Origin of the sequence: Lysinibacillus sp. NPDC094403 (genome assembly GCF_050278745.1) — a bacterium.
In the GTDB taxonomy this organism is placed as follows: Bacteria; Bacillota; Bacilli; order Bacillales_A; family Planococcaceae; genus Lysinibacillus.
The window spans coordinates 112,644-127,391 of record NZ_JBNNTL010000007.1 but is presented as its reverse complement, the minus strand read 5'-3'; the positions used below and the strand labels follow the sequence as shown (position 1 = coordinate 127,391).

At 35.7% G+C, this 14,748-nt stretch carries 15 protein-coding genes; 11 read left to right on the top strand and 4 right to left on the bottom strand.

Annotation, left to right across the window (positions count from 1 at the left end; genetic code table 11):
- The first annotated feature begins 75 nt into the window (after positions 1–75).
- The gene (locus ACQKMV_RS13165; protein WP_427504444.1) at positions 76–600 is read left to right on the top strand and encodes a tubby C-terminal domain-like protein; all 525 of its coding nucleotides are present in this window, start codon (positions 76–78) and stop codon (positions 598–600) included.
- 159 nt (positions 601–759) lie between these two features.
- On the opposite strand, the gene ACQKMV_RS13160 is transcribed toward ACQKMV_RS13165, so the two are convergent.
- The 3 genes from ACQKMV_RS13160 to ACQKMV_RS13150 are packed head-to-tail and all read right to left on the bottom strand — an operon-like array spanning position 760 to position 4,521.
- Positions 760–3,279 (bottom strand): ABC transporter permease, encoded by a 2,520-nt coding sequence (locus ACQKMV_RS13160; protein WP_427504442.1) that lies wholly within the window; start codon positions 3,277–3,279, stop codon positions 760–762.
- Positions 3,279–4,007: an ABC transporter ATP-binding protein gene (locus ACQKMV_RS13155; protein ID WP_427504566.1), complete on the bottom strand. Its 729-nt coding sequence runs from the start codon at positions 4,005–4,007 to the stop codon at positions 3,279–3,281. The genes ACQKMV_RS13160 and ACQKMV_RS13155 overlap by 1 nt, the downstream gene beginning before the upstream one ends.
- A 52-nt stretch (positions 4,008–4,059) precedes the next feature.
- Entirely contained in the window at positions 4,060–4,521 is a 462-nt protein-coding gene (locus ACQKMV_RS13150; RefSeq protein WP_427504440.1) for a sigma-70 family RNA polymerase sigma factor, read from the bottom strand.
- Positions 4,522–5,024: 503 nt separating this feature from the next.
- On the opposite strand from ACQKMV_RS13150, the gene ACQKMV_RS13145 reads away from it, so the two are divergent.
- From ACQKMV_RS13145 to ACQKMV_RS13110, 8 genes are all read left to right on the top strand, one after another.
- Positions 5,025–5,186, top strand: a complete 162-nt coding sequence (locus tag ACQKMV_RS13145; RefSeq protein WP_427504439.1) for a hypothetical protein — start codon at positions 5,025–5,027, stop codon at positions 5,184–5,186.
- A gap of 92 nt (positions 5,187–5,278) precedes the next feature.
- On the top strand, positions 5,279–5,716 hold the full coding sequence (locus tag ACQKMV_RS13140; protein ID WP_427504438.1) for a hypothetical protein: 438 nt from the start codon (positions 5,279–5,281) through the stop codon (positions 5,714–5,716).
- A 230-nt stretch (positions 5,717–5,946) separates the two neighbouring features.
- Positions 5,947–7,629, top strand: a complete 1,683-nt coding sequence (locus tag ACQKMV_RS13135; RefSeq protein ID WP_427504436.1) for a methyl-accepting chemotaxis protein — start codon at positions 5,947–5,949, stop codon at positions 7,627–7,629.
- Between the two features lie 327 nt (positions 7,630–7,956).
- On the top strand, positions 7,957–8,712 hold the full coding sequence (locus tag ACQKMV_RS13130) for a hypothetical protein (protein ID WP_427504435.1): 756 nt from the start codon (positions 7,957–7,959) through the stop codon (positions 8,710–8,712).
- Between the two features lie 286 nt (positions 8,713–8,998).
- A complete protein-coding gene (locus ACQKMV_RS13125; RefSeq protein ID WP_427504433.1) occupies positions 8,999–10,615 on the top strand; it encodes a right-handed parallel beta-helix repeat-containing protein in 1,617 nt (538 codons plus the stop codon).
- A gap of 481 nt (positions 10,616–11,096) precedes the next feature.
- The gene (locus tag ACQKMV_RS13120) at positions 11,097–11,288 is read left to right on the top strand and encodes a hypothetical protein (protein ID WP_427504432.1); all 192 of its coding nucleotides are present in this window, start codon (positions 11,097–11,099) and stop codon (positions 11,286–11,288) included.
- A gap of 246 nt (positions 11,289–11,534) precedes the next feature.
- The gene (locus tag ACQKMV_RS13115; RefSeq protein WP_427504430.1) at positions 11,535–12,044 is read left to right on the top strand and encodes an RNA polymerase sigma factor; all 510 of its coding nucleotides are present in this window, start codon (positions 11,535–11,537) and stop codon (positions 12,042–12,044) included.
- Entirely contained in the window at positions 12,028–13,014 is a 987-nt protein-coding gene (locus ACQKMV_RS13110; RefSeq protein WP_427504429.1) for an anti sigma factor C-terminal domain-containing protein, read from the top strand. Before ACQKMV_RS13115 ends, ACQKMV_RS13110 begins: the two co-directional genes overlap by 17 nt.
- Before the next feature lie 40 nt (positions 13,015–13,054).
- Here ACQKMV_RS13110 and aac(6') read toward each other — a convergent pair whose 3' ends face one another.
- The gene (gene aac(6') / locus ACQKMV_RS13105) at positions 13,055–13,489 is read right to left on the bottom strand and encodes an aminoglycoside 6'-N-acetyltransferase (protein WP_427504428.1); all 435 of its coding nucleotides are present in this window, start codon (positions 13,487–13,489) and stop codon (positions 13,055–13,057) included.
- Between the two features lie 93 nt (positions 13,490–13,582).
- On the opposite strand from aac(6'), the gene ACQKMV_RS13100 reads away from it, so the two are divergent.
- A complete protein-coding gene (locus ACQKMV_RS13100; RefSeq protein WP_427504426.1) occupies positions 13,583–14,146 on the top strand; it encodes a cysteine hydrolase family protein in 564 nt (187 codons plus the stop codon).
- 1 nt (position 14,147) lies between these two features.
- On the top strand, positions 14,148–14,744 hold the full coding sequence (locus tag ACQKMV_RS13095) for a class I SAM-dependent methyltransferase (protein WP_427504425.1): 597 nt from the start codon (positions 14,148–14,150) through the stop codon (positions 14,742–14,744).
- Positions 14,745–14,748 lie beyond the last annotated feature (4 nt).

The window sequence follows — 14,748 nt, the reverse complement described above, 5'->3', positions numbered from 1 at the left end:
AAATACAACCTTTTGTATTTGGCGCTTATTTTGTGTTAGCTTAAAGGGAGCAACAGTAATGAAGGAGCGAATATATTGAAGATTTATACATACAAGCAACCAGCGGCGATTGAATCAACAGAGGCAGTAGCAATTGTAAATGAAGCGGGGGAAGTATCGTCTACTGTTCAACGTGTTTATTCGAATGGCTTGAAAAAAGCGTTTGACCGCACAATGGACTATCGTTATTTTGTACGTTTTGATGTTAGCGATGTCGCTGGTCAGCCTCTTTTCACATGTAAGAAGATGTCGCGACGAGGGCGAGTGCATTTTAAAGGGAAGGATTTCGTCACAGGTAAAGAGTATATGATTGCCTATGATGGCTGGCAAATTATGATCCCTGATTTAATCATTACAGATGGCGTCCAAAAAATAAATCTGAACAAAGAAATGGAGGACTGGTCAGTATTTTCTCTAGAAGATCAACCAATTGCACGTTGGCAGGCTGCCTTTTGTGAAACTCATTTTGAGATTACCTTGCAAATTGAAGACAACAGCCCAATACAGCATGAAGCCTTTTTTATTGCGATCGGACAGGCAGTGCTGTTTGTAGGAGCGTAAGATGTCGACAAATTTGAAAAGTTGGTCGATAAACTGAAAAAGTTAGGGGATAAATTTAAAAAGTTGGTCGATAAATCAGAAAAATAGTGCGATAAACTAAAAAATTTGAGTGATAAATGAAAAACAGACCCTCTGCTACTTAAGAGGGTCTGCTTTCGTTTAAATATCTAGCATTTCATTCGCTAATTTTTTACGACTAATCCAGTAACCTTGTAGCGTAAAGACAATGAGAGTGACACCTAAAAATACGATACTCGTCACACCTAATGATACGAAGTCATAATATATTGGTGCTCCGTCAATAGTGCTCATCAATTTTGTTACTAGAAGTCCGAGAAATGTTCCAACTGTCAGTCCATAAAGCACAAAGGATAACGCTTGCGTCAAAATCAGCTTGATTAATCCACTCGGTGAAAGGCCAATCAGTCGTTGAATGGCATAATCACCACGTTTTGCATAAATGGAGTGAAGCAATGTTTGTAATACCCCAAGACAAGTAGTTACAATCAAAATCACAAAGACTCCAGCGAAAAGACTCCAGCGCTGGAAGGTTAAGTCATTGGTTTGCTCAATGAGCGTCTCTTTATCAGTGATTTTTAAAGCTGGCCAACGCTTTACTAAGTTAGAGAGGTCAGCTAATGCTTGCTCTGTATTATCTGTTTCCACCATAATGTTTTTAATGTATGTTTTACCAATACTAGTTTTATCAATGCTTGAAAGGAAAGATGACCAATCAACTATTAGATCAGAATTATTAATTGAAGAATCTACAATATCAATAATTTGTAATTCGCCGATAGGGATAACCTGCTGTAATTCTTCATCATAAGCACCTGTTTTGAAGCGATCCCCAACAGCTAATTTATGTTCTTTTGCAAAACTTTCTGTGACAATAAGTCCATTTTTAAAATCACCTTTAATAGCCTCTAGTTTACCTAATTGTACATATTTTTGGACATCAATCGCGGTAACATTTTTAGATCTCCAATTATTATCTATATTTAAATCGATATTAGCATAATTACTTCGTGCATAGGCATAGGACACACTTGGCAATGTTTCGATTTCTTCTATTAAAGCTGGTGTAATGGTTGGATCATTTAACTCATTATCAATTTTAATCGATGTTTCATATTGAGAGTTAATTTCCCAATATGAGCTTTGCTGAATCGTTTTAAATAAAGAGCTACCAAATATTAAAATGACCATTAACCCGATAATACCTTGTATAATTGGCATATTTCTTCGTACTTGTGGCATGAGCTGCTGATATGCTAAGTATGCTTCTTTGCCAAACACAGTACGAATTGACTTCAATGAAATTTTGAATAATGCTGTAAAGAGATACGGCATCATATATAGTAAAATCCCACTAACAAATAATGTACCAATTAAAATCATGAGCGCACCTTGTCCACCACTTGTTCCTACTTTCTTCGCGTTTAAAAACAGAAATAGGGATACGATTGCAAAACCACTCACAAAAACTGTTTTCCATTTTGTCCATCGTAAACTTAAATTTTCATTCTCTGTTGCGATTTGTAAAGGTAACAAGCTTGCACTCTTTCTTACTTGCCATTGTGTGACTAGCTGAAGCAATGCAAAACTCGTAATGGCAATCCCAAAAACAAAAATAATCGGAAAATCAGTTTTTGCTTCTGGCAATTTCATTAAGCTAATGAGCTGTGGTAGCCAAATCTTGACGACTAATAAACTAACAGATGTCCCCAGTATTACTCCGAAACTGATGATTATAGATAATTGCAATTGTACAATGCGCTTTACCTGCCTTGAGGACGCACCTAGTGCCCTTAACACCATAAGTTGTTCTTTAATTTTGTAAAATAATAGCTGGAAAGTTGCCAGAAGTAAGACACTTGAAATAAGTAATATAAAGAATGAAAGCACTACCATGAAAATCATTAAGGCCTGTAAATTTTTCTTAAATTCATCATAGTCACTCATGACATCGACACGTAATGTTTCATCAAGCTGCTTTATTTCCGTACCAACGGTGGTTGCTTCATTGTCTTCCGTTTTAATAAGGGCATACATTCCTGAAGTTTGTTCATCACTTTTTACCATCCGCGTTTTTAATACATCATTTTGCATAAGAATAAAATTAGGGCTATCTGTGCCTTTAAGAGGTGGAAGGATTTCTTGAATCGTAAAGTTGCCTGTATCTGCTCCAACAGAATCTCCACCAGTTTTATTGAAAGTAATGTTTAGTGTATCGCCAACTTCTTTGTGGAAGAGACGCGCTACATTTTCAGCAATAACAACATCATTCGGTCCCATATTGACATTAAAATGATAGCGACTTTTTACAAGGTTATCGTTTTCAACACCAACTGTATAAAAAGTAGTGTTTTGTTCATTTTCAACTCTAGTTTGGGCTAGTGACACACTAGACACTTTTGTAACACCTGGCATTGCCTCGAATTTTTCGATTTGCGTATTTGTTAATAGCATATTTTGCTCGGGATTATAGCCGACCATTATATCCATTTCGCCAAATAATGTTTGTATTTCTTCCTTCATTTGACTATTGGCATTCCAGATGTAGACACCTATCGTCATCACTAGACAAATAGAAATGGTGATAATACTAATACTCGTTAATACATTGGCCCACGCTGCACGAAATAGCTTCAGAGCAATAGTACGCATCGTAAACATTACACATCACCTCTGGTAATAAGCTTGAACTTCGCTAAAATACAATCTAAATCTTCATTATTTTGATTGTTTTGATAGGAATCCACGATGGCACCATCATGGAAGAATAAAACCCTATTGGCATAAGTCGCAACATAAGGGTCATGTGTCACGAGTAAAATCGTTTGATTCATATTTTTTTGTAAATCAACTAATAGCTCTAAAATTTCATCTGTCGTATTTACATCCAATGCACCAGTCGGCTCATCTGCCAGTAATATTGGTGGATTTGCAATAATGGCACGGGCTATGGCCACTCGTTGCTTTTGACCACCAGAAAGCTCATTTGGTCGATGCTTTGCCCATGCAGCTATATTAAGCTTTTCCATCATTTGCTGTACACGTACTTTGATCTCTTTACTCGGTAAATCATTGAGGATAAGAGGGAGCGCAATATTATCTTCAACTGATAAATCCTTCAACAGATGGAATGATTGGAAAATAAAGCCGATATTCTCTTTACGGAATTTCGATGCATTTGGTTCTTTATAAATATCATGTGCTTCTTTCCCAAATAAGAATAATGCGCCTTCAGTCGGTTCATCGATGGCACTAATCATATTAAGGAGTGTACTTTTACCAGAACCGCTCGTCCCCATAATGGCCACCATTTCCCCTTGATAAATCGTACAATGAATATTCTTTAATGCATTGACCGAATGATGCTTTTGTTGAAAGACTTTTGACATCCCTTCAACACGTAGCACTTCTGTTAAACGTCCTTCTGGAATCGGAATCCCATCAATGACTCCTTTCAACGGATTGAACCCATTCATCTATATATGCCCCCTTTAATTGTTGTCGTAAAGCTTGTAAGCCTCGGCGAATATGCGTTTTCACAGTACCCTCAGGACATTGTAATATCACTGCAATATCCTTTACCGAGTAGTCTTGATAAAAACGTAACAGTAAAACCGTTTTATATTTTTCTTCTAGCTCACAGAGAGAATGCCATAAATCAAGTTCTTCTTCGATGTATGTAGGTGAAGTACTATTGAGATCCTCTAATGTATGTGGTTCAACAAGCTGTACCGAATTTTTCTTGGCAAGATAGGTTTTACAGCAATTAATAATAATGCGCGTTAACCAGGTAGAAAAATATTGAGGGTCGTTTAATTTAGGTAAACCCTCATATGCACGGATAATGGTCTGTTGAAAAACTTCTACGGCGTCATTTTCATTTTGGACATAAACATATGCCATTCGATATAACTTATGTTGCTCCTGCTCTATAAGTTGATAAAAGGCTTGCTCATCTCCGTTTTGTGCTAGCTGTACTAATGATTCTTGCTTTGTAGTAATGAAAATCGCCTCCTTCCGACTATTAGACTTGGCAAACTATCATTTCGATTCAACTTTTTTATTTTATGGGAAATAAAGTGGGTCGTCACCAAAAAATGGGTATTTCATTTGTTAAAGACTATACAAAGTATATCAGCTGATTGGAGTGAAGACTGCGCGAATTAGCGTCACAGATGAGACCCTGGGGCGCAAAGACAGCAACAATGTTTTATCTGTGCGAAAGCGCTCAGTCGGAACGGAAATCAACCCTACGTTATGGTGTTGTTCCAATTTAATATATAAAGCCCAATTTATGGTGAAAAATTAATTTATTGCTATAATACCATTAATAGAGTGGGAGTTATGGAAGTTTATAGAAAGTAAACTGAAATAACCAATAAGCTTGTATTAAGGAGGAATTATAGATGAAGAAAAAGCCTATTTATGTGGAGGTGGATATACGAGCACCCATCGACGAGGCTTGGAATTATACCCAAAACCCTAAGCTGCATGGGCAATGGTATGAAACAACTCTAATGGCTATACACAAGATACGTTTTTTCCTCTCTGTCTTTTTTAGAAATTAACTATTAAATAACAAGAAAATAGATCCTTATTGAAGGAATCTGCCTATCTTTACTAGAAGGTCATATAGACACAATAATAAAGGGGTGATTCGTTGCGATTAACTAAAGGAATTTCAGGTTTTGATGCAGACCATCTAATTGAACAGGATATGAGATCTTTCCAGTCGATGGTTTATCATTTAGTTACAAGTGAACAACGAGCAAAAGCTGTACAATTTATTGATCAGCCTCATTTTGTTTATATGCAAGCGGTGATTCAACTGGAAGATGAACGTTTGACGATAATTCATCATAGGCTGATGCCTTATATTGCGTTTGCTAAGTTTGATGAAGAGCTTAGCTTTCAATTTTTAACAAAATCACATTTACACAAATATTTTCCGATGCGTAAATGCCTTACTGCCGATACACTAAACACATTGTTGATGCAGGATAAGGAGTTGCATAGTTTATCTGAGGTGGAATGGAAATACATTTCACACTTTGATAGTAAAACAATCGGAGATGTTATGTTTAATTATTGGGATTAATATTTAAATAGAAGGAACAGCCTACTTTTGAGGTTGTTCTTTTTATCTTTTGGAAAATTATAGATTTAACAATCTGCTGAGAAATACATAAAAATCACCTAGTTATTTCATTTAATCTAGGGAATATCCCAAATCAACCCAAATTTTGCTCAGGAGTGTTAGATTACTAATGGTGTGCAAATTATGACAATGCATATTAGCTTGCACTTGAAAAGTAAGGAGAATTTGAAATGAATTTTAAGTCAATTAGTAAAAGAATCGTTTTTTCCTTCAGCATTGTAGTAGCAGTAGTGGTTTTATACATTGGTTACAATTTTTATGCAGTCAAGCAAAGCAACGCTGCAACTGAGCAAATTATTGATGAAGATATGCAATTATTAATTACAGATTATGAAGAAGCTCAAACGATAGGGCTAAGAATTGCCGCAGCTAGAGGGTATATACTTTCTGGTGAAGAAAAGTATAAGAAAATTTTTGAAGATAATGTAAAGCATGCTGAAGATAACGAGAAAATACGTTTAGCGTTAACAAATTCAGGAGATTTCAACAAATTTGCAGAAATGGCTAAGGAATGGAGCAGTTATGTTGAAAAAGAGGTATTTGATGTTTATGATCAGGGCCAGGATGAACTAGCGAAGAAAAATTTAGCAATTATGAGTGAAAAGGCTACGGAAATACGCGAAGGCTTTGAGAAGTTAGCTGAGCATCGTAAACAATCGATTAATGCGTTGGGTGCAGACATTGTTAAAGCAGGAAAGACTAAGCAGCTTACAGGTATAGTTGTTGGTGCTGTGATTGTTATCGTTGCAATTATCATTGCATTGTTTAGTGCTCGAGTAATTTCAAGACCAATCATCGCTGTGACAAATCGTATGAAACGAATTACTGAAGGTGATTTAAGTGAGCCTGCACTTATTGTGAAATCAAAAGATGAGATAGGACAACTGACGGAATCGACTAATACGATGTCCGATATTTTAAATGGTTTATTAAAGCAAATTCAAACAGTATCCAATGATGTAGCTGCGCATAGTGAAGAGCTCATGCAATCAGCGACAGAGGTGAAAACGGGTACAGAACAAATTGTCGACACAGTCAATGAAATCGCAAGTGGCACAGAAGTACAGGCAAGTAATGCATCAGATGTAGCAACAACAATGACAGAATTCACATTTAAAATGACAGATGTCAATAATAGCAGTGCGGATGTTCAGCAATATTCCCAAAATGTCATGGCTTTAACGAAAGAGGGCCAAGGTTTAATGAATGCATCTACTGAGCAAATGACATCCATTCATCATATTGTGAAGGATGCTGTTCATAAGGTGGACGAACTAAGTAAACAAACACAGGAAATTTCAAAAATCGTGGCGGTCATTCAGGATATTGCTGCACAAACGAATTTACTGGCACTTAATGCAGCGATCGAAGCGGCCCGAGCAGGGGAGCATGGTAAAGGATTTGCGGTCGTTGCAGATGAGGTCCGTAAACTAGCTGAACAAGTAGCCGTATCAGTGGACGATATCACGGATATTGTCCAAAAAATCCTACAAGAATCGAACATGGTGACATCTTCACTAGAAAACGGCTATGAAGAGGTTGAAAAAGGTACAACTCAAATTACATCTACAAATGAAACATTCGGACACATTGCAGAGGCAGTTTACTCGATGTCAACAAGCATTGATAGCATGACGACAAAGTTAGAAGACGTAGTACAAAACACTGTCAATATTAATAAATCAGTGGATGAAATTGCTGCTGTATCAGAGCAATCCGCTGCAGGCATACAAGAAACTTCGGCAACAATCGAACAAGCAGCAAGCTCGATGGATGAAATCAAAAATAGTTCATCCAATTTAGCGGACATGGCAGAGAAATTAAACGATCTTGTTAGGAAATTTAAATTATAATTTTGAACATGCATTTAATGCGTAATGATAATTAGACAGTAAATGCTACAAATGCTACACCGAAAATTAAAAAATCTGTTAAACCAGCAATTGACGAGAAAATCGTGTGATTGTTGGTTTTATTTTATTATGTGGGTTAAGTAAAAGATTGGAAAATCGTGATGACGTTTGACAAAAAAATTACATCTTTTATTTCTTCGAGGCAATTTTTTATTGGATATTTATGTTAAAATCGATGAAGACATTTTGAAGAAATGTATTTACATGAACGGAGAAGGCTGTTGAAGAATTTATTTATTTTTGATTATAAATTTTGGAGGATATTTAATGACAATAGACAAATTTTTAACGAATGTAAAAACATTGATAAAAATGCACTCAGAAGGACAGCTTGGAGGAGAAACAATGCCTGAAGACGTTTTAATTGGCATTGTACCAAAAGAGGACTTACAAGAAGTATTAACATTAGCTATGGCTTTAAATTATCAAAGAAATTCTTTTACTTTATGGGAAGCAGTTGTAAAAGCATATCAAGATGAAGAAACAAAGTGGATATTTAATCCGAAAATTGTGGTAAATAGCGATTTAAATGTCTTACGAGAGGCATTACTTTTGCATCGTGTAGGATTGCAACCTAATAGACATCCGGAAATTTGGCAACGTGTAGCGAAAGGTATTGTTAATTTTTCCACTAAAGGAAATGTACAAGGCCTTCTTGAAGCTGTTCGATATGATGTTCATTCTTTGAAAGAAATAATGCAGAATACTCGAAAATCTGAATTTCCTTATCTATCTGGACCAAAAATCTTTAATTATTGGCTTTATGTTTTAGAGAGCTACACAGATATCCGTTGGAAGTCTCGAGAACTTATTACAATAGCACCAGATACCCATGTTTTGCAGGCTACTGTTAAATTAGGATTATGCCCGGAAGATGTATTAAATGGTAGTGCCGATGATAGAGAAGTAGTAGCTAACGCTTGGGAGAAAGTGCTTGAAGGAACAGGGATAGCAGCAATTGATGTTCATACGCCTTTATGGCTATGGTCTCGGGCTGGGTTTCCTTCGCTATTAAATTCTTAATGATTAATATAGTGAGATGTTATTCGAGTATCGGGGAGTTTATCCTAATAGTAAAGTCTCTTTTTAACTAACGTTTTGCCCATTAAAGTGGAGCAAACAAAACACCTTTAACTTCTTAGCAATTGTCGCCAACACAATACCGGTTATAAATTATTTGTACAAAATTGAATAATAGGAAGTTCAATGGGTATATAAATAAAATAAAACCGATAATTATTTCATGATTCATGAAAAAGCTTCGATAAGGAGTGTGGAGATGGCGACACTTGTTGTAAAGAGGAATATTATGCACCGATACCAAAGTATTGGGCAGGCGATTCAAGAGGCAGAGCCGGGAGATTTTATTGAAATCCGGGATGGGATATATGAAGAAAGCTTCGAAATTTCCAAAAGGCTGACACTTTATGGAGTGGGGAATGTGACCATTAAAGGTGGCGTTTTTATTCGCTATCAGACACTTGTGAATATGCGAAATTTGCGCTTTACTCAAGGGCAGGGTTTGTATGTAAAGGGAGATTTACAGCTAGAAAACTGTGTCATTGAGCAGCAAATGGTGCAAGCACAAGTGACCGTTAGCTTCGGAAGTCTAATGATGAAAAATGTTGATATTTTAGCGAGTCCTGTCAATCATTTTGGCATACGAATTGATAATGGTTCGAGCGTTATTCTTGTGGATACGACTATCCAGCAACATGCTAAGGCTCAAATCATTGTGCAAAATAGTGAGATAGCTTTGACAAATTGCATGTTGTTGGAAGGGCACACGAATGGCATTTATGCAATACGGGATGTGAAAATGGAGATTGTGGATTGTGAAATTCATGGACATCAAAAGGCACAAATTGTAGTAGCCTCCAGTTCAATTTCAATGACCAATACACTTATTCATCAAGGGCATGGTGTAGGGATGCAAGTTTTCGATAGCTCGAAACTAACGATAGATGGCTGTGAATTCAAGCACCATCAAGATACACAGTTGGTTGTTCATCAAAGTGAGTTGTTGGTGACGGATTCTATCTTTTCTGATGGAGTAGGGAACGGCATTTATATTGGAGAAAAATCTAAGGCGATATTATATGATTGTAAAATCCTTCGACATGCGAAGTCACAGTTTTTAATTGATAATAGTAAAGCGGAGTTTCGTACATGTAGGATTGAAAAGGGAGAGGCAACAGGAGTTACGATTGTTAATGAAGCCGATGTATCGATGACACAATGTGATCTCCAAGAACACCCGCAATTTCACTTTATTGTCGATTCGAGCGGGCTAAATCTCAATCAGTGTATGATTCAATTTGGGCAAGCAGGTGGTATTTATGGCAATGATCACGCCAAGATTACGCTTCAGAACATAACAATTCGAGAGCTCAAAAGTCATCACATTTATATAAATAATGCTCGACTATTTACTAATAATTGTACTTTTGAACATTTTAGCGGGAATGCGATTACTTGTATTGATGCAATTTTTGAAGTGGCAAATAGTGAATTTAACAACTGTTTTGAAGGTCCATATGCAATAGTTTGGTCTGATAAGTCAATGGGGCGTATTGAGTATTGTACGATTGATAAAGCTGATCGGCCATTTTTAGCGATGTCCAATCAATCTTTACTTGAACTGGTACACACAGATGTTACTGCTGTAAAGATACCTGCTATTGTACAGGGGTATAGTCAATTATTCATCGAGGGGTATGCAAACAAGACAATGTGGAAGAGCGATGCATCGTCGAGAATAGTTTATTTGCCAGTCGGTACTAGTGACAAGACAAAGCATGATGTATTAAATAAAGCAGAAACAGCCAATATTCAAAAACTAGATGAAAAAATACAAATATCAGTTGAAAATTTACAAAAATTTAACATAACTCTTGCGAAGAATAATATTAACAAAACAGTGTAGTTAACCGAATAAAATAGTAAGATAAGTAGTTTCAATTATTTTGAAATTACTTTTTTTATTAAATAAAAGCACTGTATTAACGAGGAAAATGTATAATAAAGATGAATACATATTAAAAAAGTGTGTAATCTACGTTCTGTCATTGCTCATTATAATTTTATGTAAACGGTTTCTAATTGTGATTTATAAGCTGTGACGAGGAATACTAAAATTCGACAAAAGCACTTGTTATTTTTATAATAGAATTAATGAATACAAATATCGTTACAGTAACTTCACAAAAAATTATTACTAAATAATAATAATTTTTTGTAGAAGTTAACATTTTATTAAAATAAAGTAGATTTTGGATTGATTAAGTTCCATGTTTTATCTATATTCAGTAAAAATAGTTCATGGAATGGTTGTATTGGTTCGTTGTTTGAAAAACGCGAATAATGATTGTGAAATAATAAAAAGGTGAAGCGGAGGTGAAAAAAGTATGTTTGGGCTTTCGAAGGAAGAAATTATGTTACTGCTTGAGAAGATAGAATTAGAAGAGAAACAAAAAAATGTAATTGCGGACATCCTGCATCTTAACAATGTGCGAATTGAGCAACAACTTGCATTTATTATCCACCTAATTATTGACGAGCGTGAAAGAAGCATTTCAAACAATACATATTTAAATTAAAAAATGTTGAAGTATAAAAAATTTTACCTTTTGACTTATTACATATCTTTATTTAGTTCCAACTATTAAAGTTTGTATTCATATTTATTATAGATCTATATCGAAAAAAATTATAAATCACAAGTGTGTAAAGAAAAGCACTTGTGATTTTTTTCTTTTTTTTGCAATTAACTGTATACATTTTAGGGTTTAATTGGTTATATAGATGAGTTAACTACGAAATGGATATCCAAAAGTTGGTGATGTATGAATAAAGAGTGGGAGCGTCTATTGCTTGCGCATGCAGAAGTCGTTTTCAAATATTTGATAAAAATAGGGGCTACAAAAGAAGATGCCGAGGACGTTATACAAGAAGCAATTATTAAAACAATCGAATGTTTGTCTACAATTCGACATGATAATTTACGAGCTTGGTTATTCAAGGTTGCCCTTAATCGTTACTATACGTTGTATAACAAGCAAAAGCGCGCAACATTAATAGGTGATAATGAAATCGAAAAATTAAAAATTGCATTAGATGATGTAGAGCAACAATATTTACAAAAAGAGCAAAATGCAAAGATTAATGAAGCCTTGCAGGGGCTACAGCCGTCATTCCAGCAATTACTTTTAATGAAATACGATATGGAATTGTCCTATAAAGAAATCGCTGCGATTCTCGCGGTGAGTGAGTCACATGTAAAAACTTATTTACAGCGAGCGCGAAAAGCATTTAAAAAACAGTGGGAGGCGTTAGAAGATGGACAATCTTTTTAATACAGAAAAGATGACAAAAACAATGAAAAAAGCACAACGTTGCGCAACATGGAAAACGATCTTTATCACGTTTTGCGTCTTAATTGTGACTTTGTCTGTTGGGAAAATAGCTAATGATGCTATTACTAGATTTTTGCAAAGCCAAGCACAGAATTCCTTCTATACTTTACACCAAGTGAAAGGTGCAAATGAATTTATTGGATCAATTAGGAATTATCCTGGCATTTTAGGCGGTGAAATGCATTATAAAACAATCAAATACATTGAGGGAAAGGTAGTTCTAACTGGAGATGACGCACTGGGCTACGGTTTTTTACGAGACGAGGTGTTATATGATGGTGCTGTTTCTGTTCTTTCAATTGGAAGTAACAGAGAAGAAGATTTAAATTCTCAACGTTATAATGAGTTTGGACAGCGTGAAATGTTGTTTTTTTATCCATTTATAAATTATCAAAAGAAGCGTAATGATTTAGCATTGTTGCCTGAAATGGATGATCATAAAATAATGGAGGTTGCTTTATCTTTTGATAAGGGCTATTCAATGCAGGAAGCACTTGCGAAGCTGCCAAAAGATGTGAATACTACTTGGCTATGGGTTAAGGATGTGAATGAAACAGACGATCACACAGGTAAGATAGAAGAAAATGGAGAAGTTGTAGATAGTTACAATGTGTTTCGTTCAGAACAAGATGTATATGGTTTTTCACTTTTAAACGCGAACGGTGATGTAGCAGAGAATCCAGCTGAGCAATTTGTGCGTGCAATAAGTAGTGGCACTAGACAGAAATCAAGTTTTCAAGATGAATATAAACGGTTGGAAAAAGAAATTGGAGGTGCTGATGGGTTGTCAGTTAATGATCTAGTTATTTATGGGGCTGTCGTAACTGGTAATAAGAAGACGCTCGCAAACTTGCAAAATCTTGATTTTATTAAAGCGTCTTCAATCGGAGTTATAACGGATAAATATTAACATTTTAATAAGGTCATTCCATAGGGGATTGACCTTATTTTTATAATTCCTTCGTAAAACAAATTATACGGTTAGCCTCTGTGAAACCTAGTTTAAGATGGACGGCTAGACTTTCGTGATTTTGTAATTCACAATCACTCGCAAATTCACTACAACCCTTACGTTTTGCCCACTGCTCACAACTCTCGACAAGTAGCTTTGCAAAGCCTTTCTGTCGATATGGTTCTTTTACGAAGAGTCCTTCTAAATAGCCGACTGGGCTTGAGTGGGTACCTTCAACATAATCTGTTCGAAGTTGACATTGTGCAAAACCGACTGCTTCATCATCCTCATAGGCAAGGAAAATCGCAGCGTTTTCAGCATTAATAAGTTGTGCCATCTCCTCGCTAAATTCTTCTAACGTATGATTTGGCCAAAGTTGTAGTACTAATAATGCTGCTGTTTGAACATCTTCTATGACGGCTTGTTTTATCATATCGAGTCTCCTTTTATAAAATGGTAAAAATTGAAACCTTTTATTTCTAAGAACGTAAAAATATCAGAAAAAAAATACTGGGAGGTTAATAATTTGAAGAAAGCGTTAATGGTACTTGATATTCAAAATGATTATCTTAGTAATCATGCCCGAATGCCTATCGCCAAGCAACAAATTGTGCCAACTTTAAATGGCATTAATGACCTGATAAAAAGCGCTGAAAAGTCAAATGTCCCTATCCTCTATATTAGGAATGAATTTGAGCGAACGCAATTACTATCGAATCTATTACGAAAATTCACTGCGTTAAAAGGGAGTAAAGGTGCTGAACTGGATGAACGACTAATAAGAGCCGAGGGTGCGTATTTTTCAAAAAAGAAAGCGGATGCATTTAGTAATCCTAGCTTAATAACGTATCTAAACAAGCATGGCATTAACGAATTAATAATATCAGGGATATTTATTGAAGGCTGTGTCACTGCAACTGTGGCAGGGGCTCTAGCTAGAAATTTTGCTGTAACTATTGTGAAGGATGCTGTCGCAGGTGCTACAGATAAAAGTAAGGAAGTTGCCTTAACTAAGCTAGCTACACAAGACATCATAATCCTTAGTTCGCAGCAGATTTTTGAAAGTGAAAATGACAAGGGGGAAAATTGAAATGACGCTTTTACAACGATTAATTGAGCAAGCGAAGAAACCAAGAGGATTCGTCGGGTCATTGATGTTACGAATTATGAACAAGGCACATAGTGGTATGAATACTTGGCTAATTAGACAAGAAGCAATAAATGATGGTGATATTGTGTTAGATATTGGATGTGGGGGTGGAAAAACACTTCAATCCTTATCGAAAATTAATCGAAGTGGTAAAATCTATGGTATAGACTTTTCTGAGCAATCTGTCAAAGACTCCATAAAAACAAATCAAATGGATGTAGCAAATGGAAAAGTGATCGTGACGCAAGCAAGTGTTTCGAGCATTCCGTACTCAGATAAGTTTTTCGATAAGATTACAGCGTTCCAAACACATTATTTTTGGCCAGACTTAGCAAATGATGTGAAGGAAGTATTCAGAGTGTTGAAGGATGATGGAAAGTTTATCATAATTTCGGAGCTCTATAAAATTAATTATCATATGAAAGCCTATAAAACAAAACCTGAAATCAAGCAGTTGTTTGAAAGCGTTGGGTTTCAAACCGTTACTATACGGGAAAACACTCAAAAAGGATGGCTTTGTATAACAGGGATTAAATAATACA

Excerpts from the sequence above, each read along its gene's own strand:
- ACQKMV_RS13160 (WP_427504442.1), bottom strand. The coding sequence starts at position 3,279 with ATGTTTACGATGCGTACTATTGCTCTGAAGCTATTTCGTGCAGCGTGG.
- ACQKMV_RS13110 (WP_427504429.1), top strand. The coding sequence starts at position 12,028 with ATGGACAATCTTTTTAATACAGAAAAGATGACAAAAACAATGAAAAAA.
- ACQKMV_RS13130 (WP_427504435.1), top strand. The coding sequence starts at position 7,957 with ATGACAATAGACAAATTTTTAACGAATGTAAAAACATTGATAAAAATG.
- ACQKMV_RS13095 (WP_427504425.1), top strand. The coding sequence starts at position 14,148 with ATGACGCTTTTACAACGATTAATTGAGCAAGCGAAGAAACCAAGAGGA.
- ACQKMV_RS13115 (WP_427504430.1), top strand. The coding sequence starts at position 11,535 with ATGAATAAAGAGTGGGAGCGTCTATTGCTTGCGCATGCAGAAGTCGTT.
- ACQKMV_RS13150 (WP_427504440.1), bottom strand. The coding sequence starts at position 4,521 with ATGGCATATGTTTATGTCCAAAATGAAAATGACGCCGTAGAAGTTTTT.
- ACQKMV_RS13135 (WP_427504436.1), top strand. The coding sequence starts at position 5,947 with ATGAATTTTAAGTCAATTAGTAAAAGAATCGTTTTTTCCTTCAGCATT.
- ACQKMV_RS13120 (WP_427504432.1), top strand. The coding sequence starts at position 11,097 with ATGTTTGGGCTTTCGAAGGAAGAAATTATGTTACTGCTTGAGAAGATA.
- ACQKMV_RS13155 (WP_427504566.1), bottom strand. The coding sequence starts at position 4,007 with ATGTCAAAAGTCTTTCAACAAAAGCATCATTCGGTCAATGCATTAAAG.
- ACQKMV_RS13145 (WP_427504439.1), top strand. The coding sequence starts at position 5,025 with ATGAAGAAAAAGCCTATTTATGTGGAGGTGGATATACGAGCACCCATC.
- ACQKMV_RS13125 (WP_427504433.1), top strand. The coding sequence starts at position 8,999 with ATGCACCGATACCAAAGTATTGGGCAGGCGATTCAAGAGGCAGAGCCG.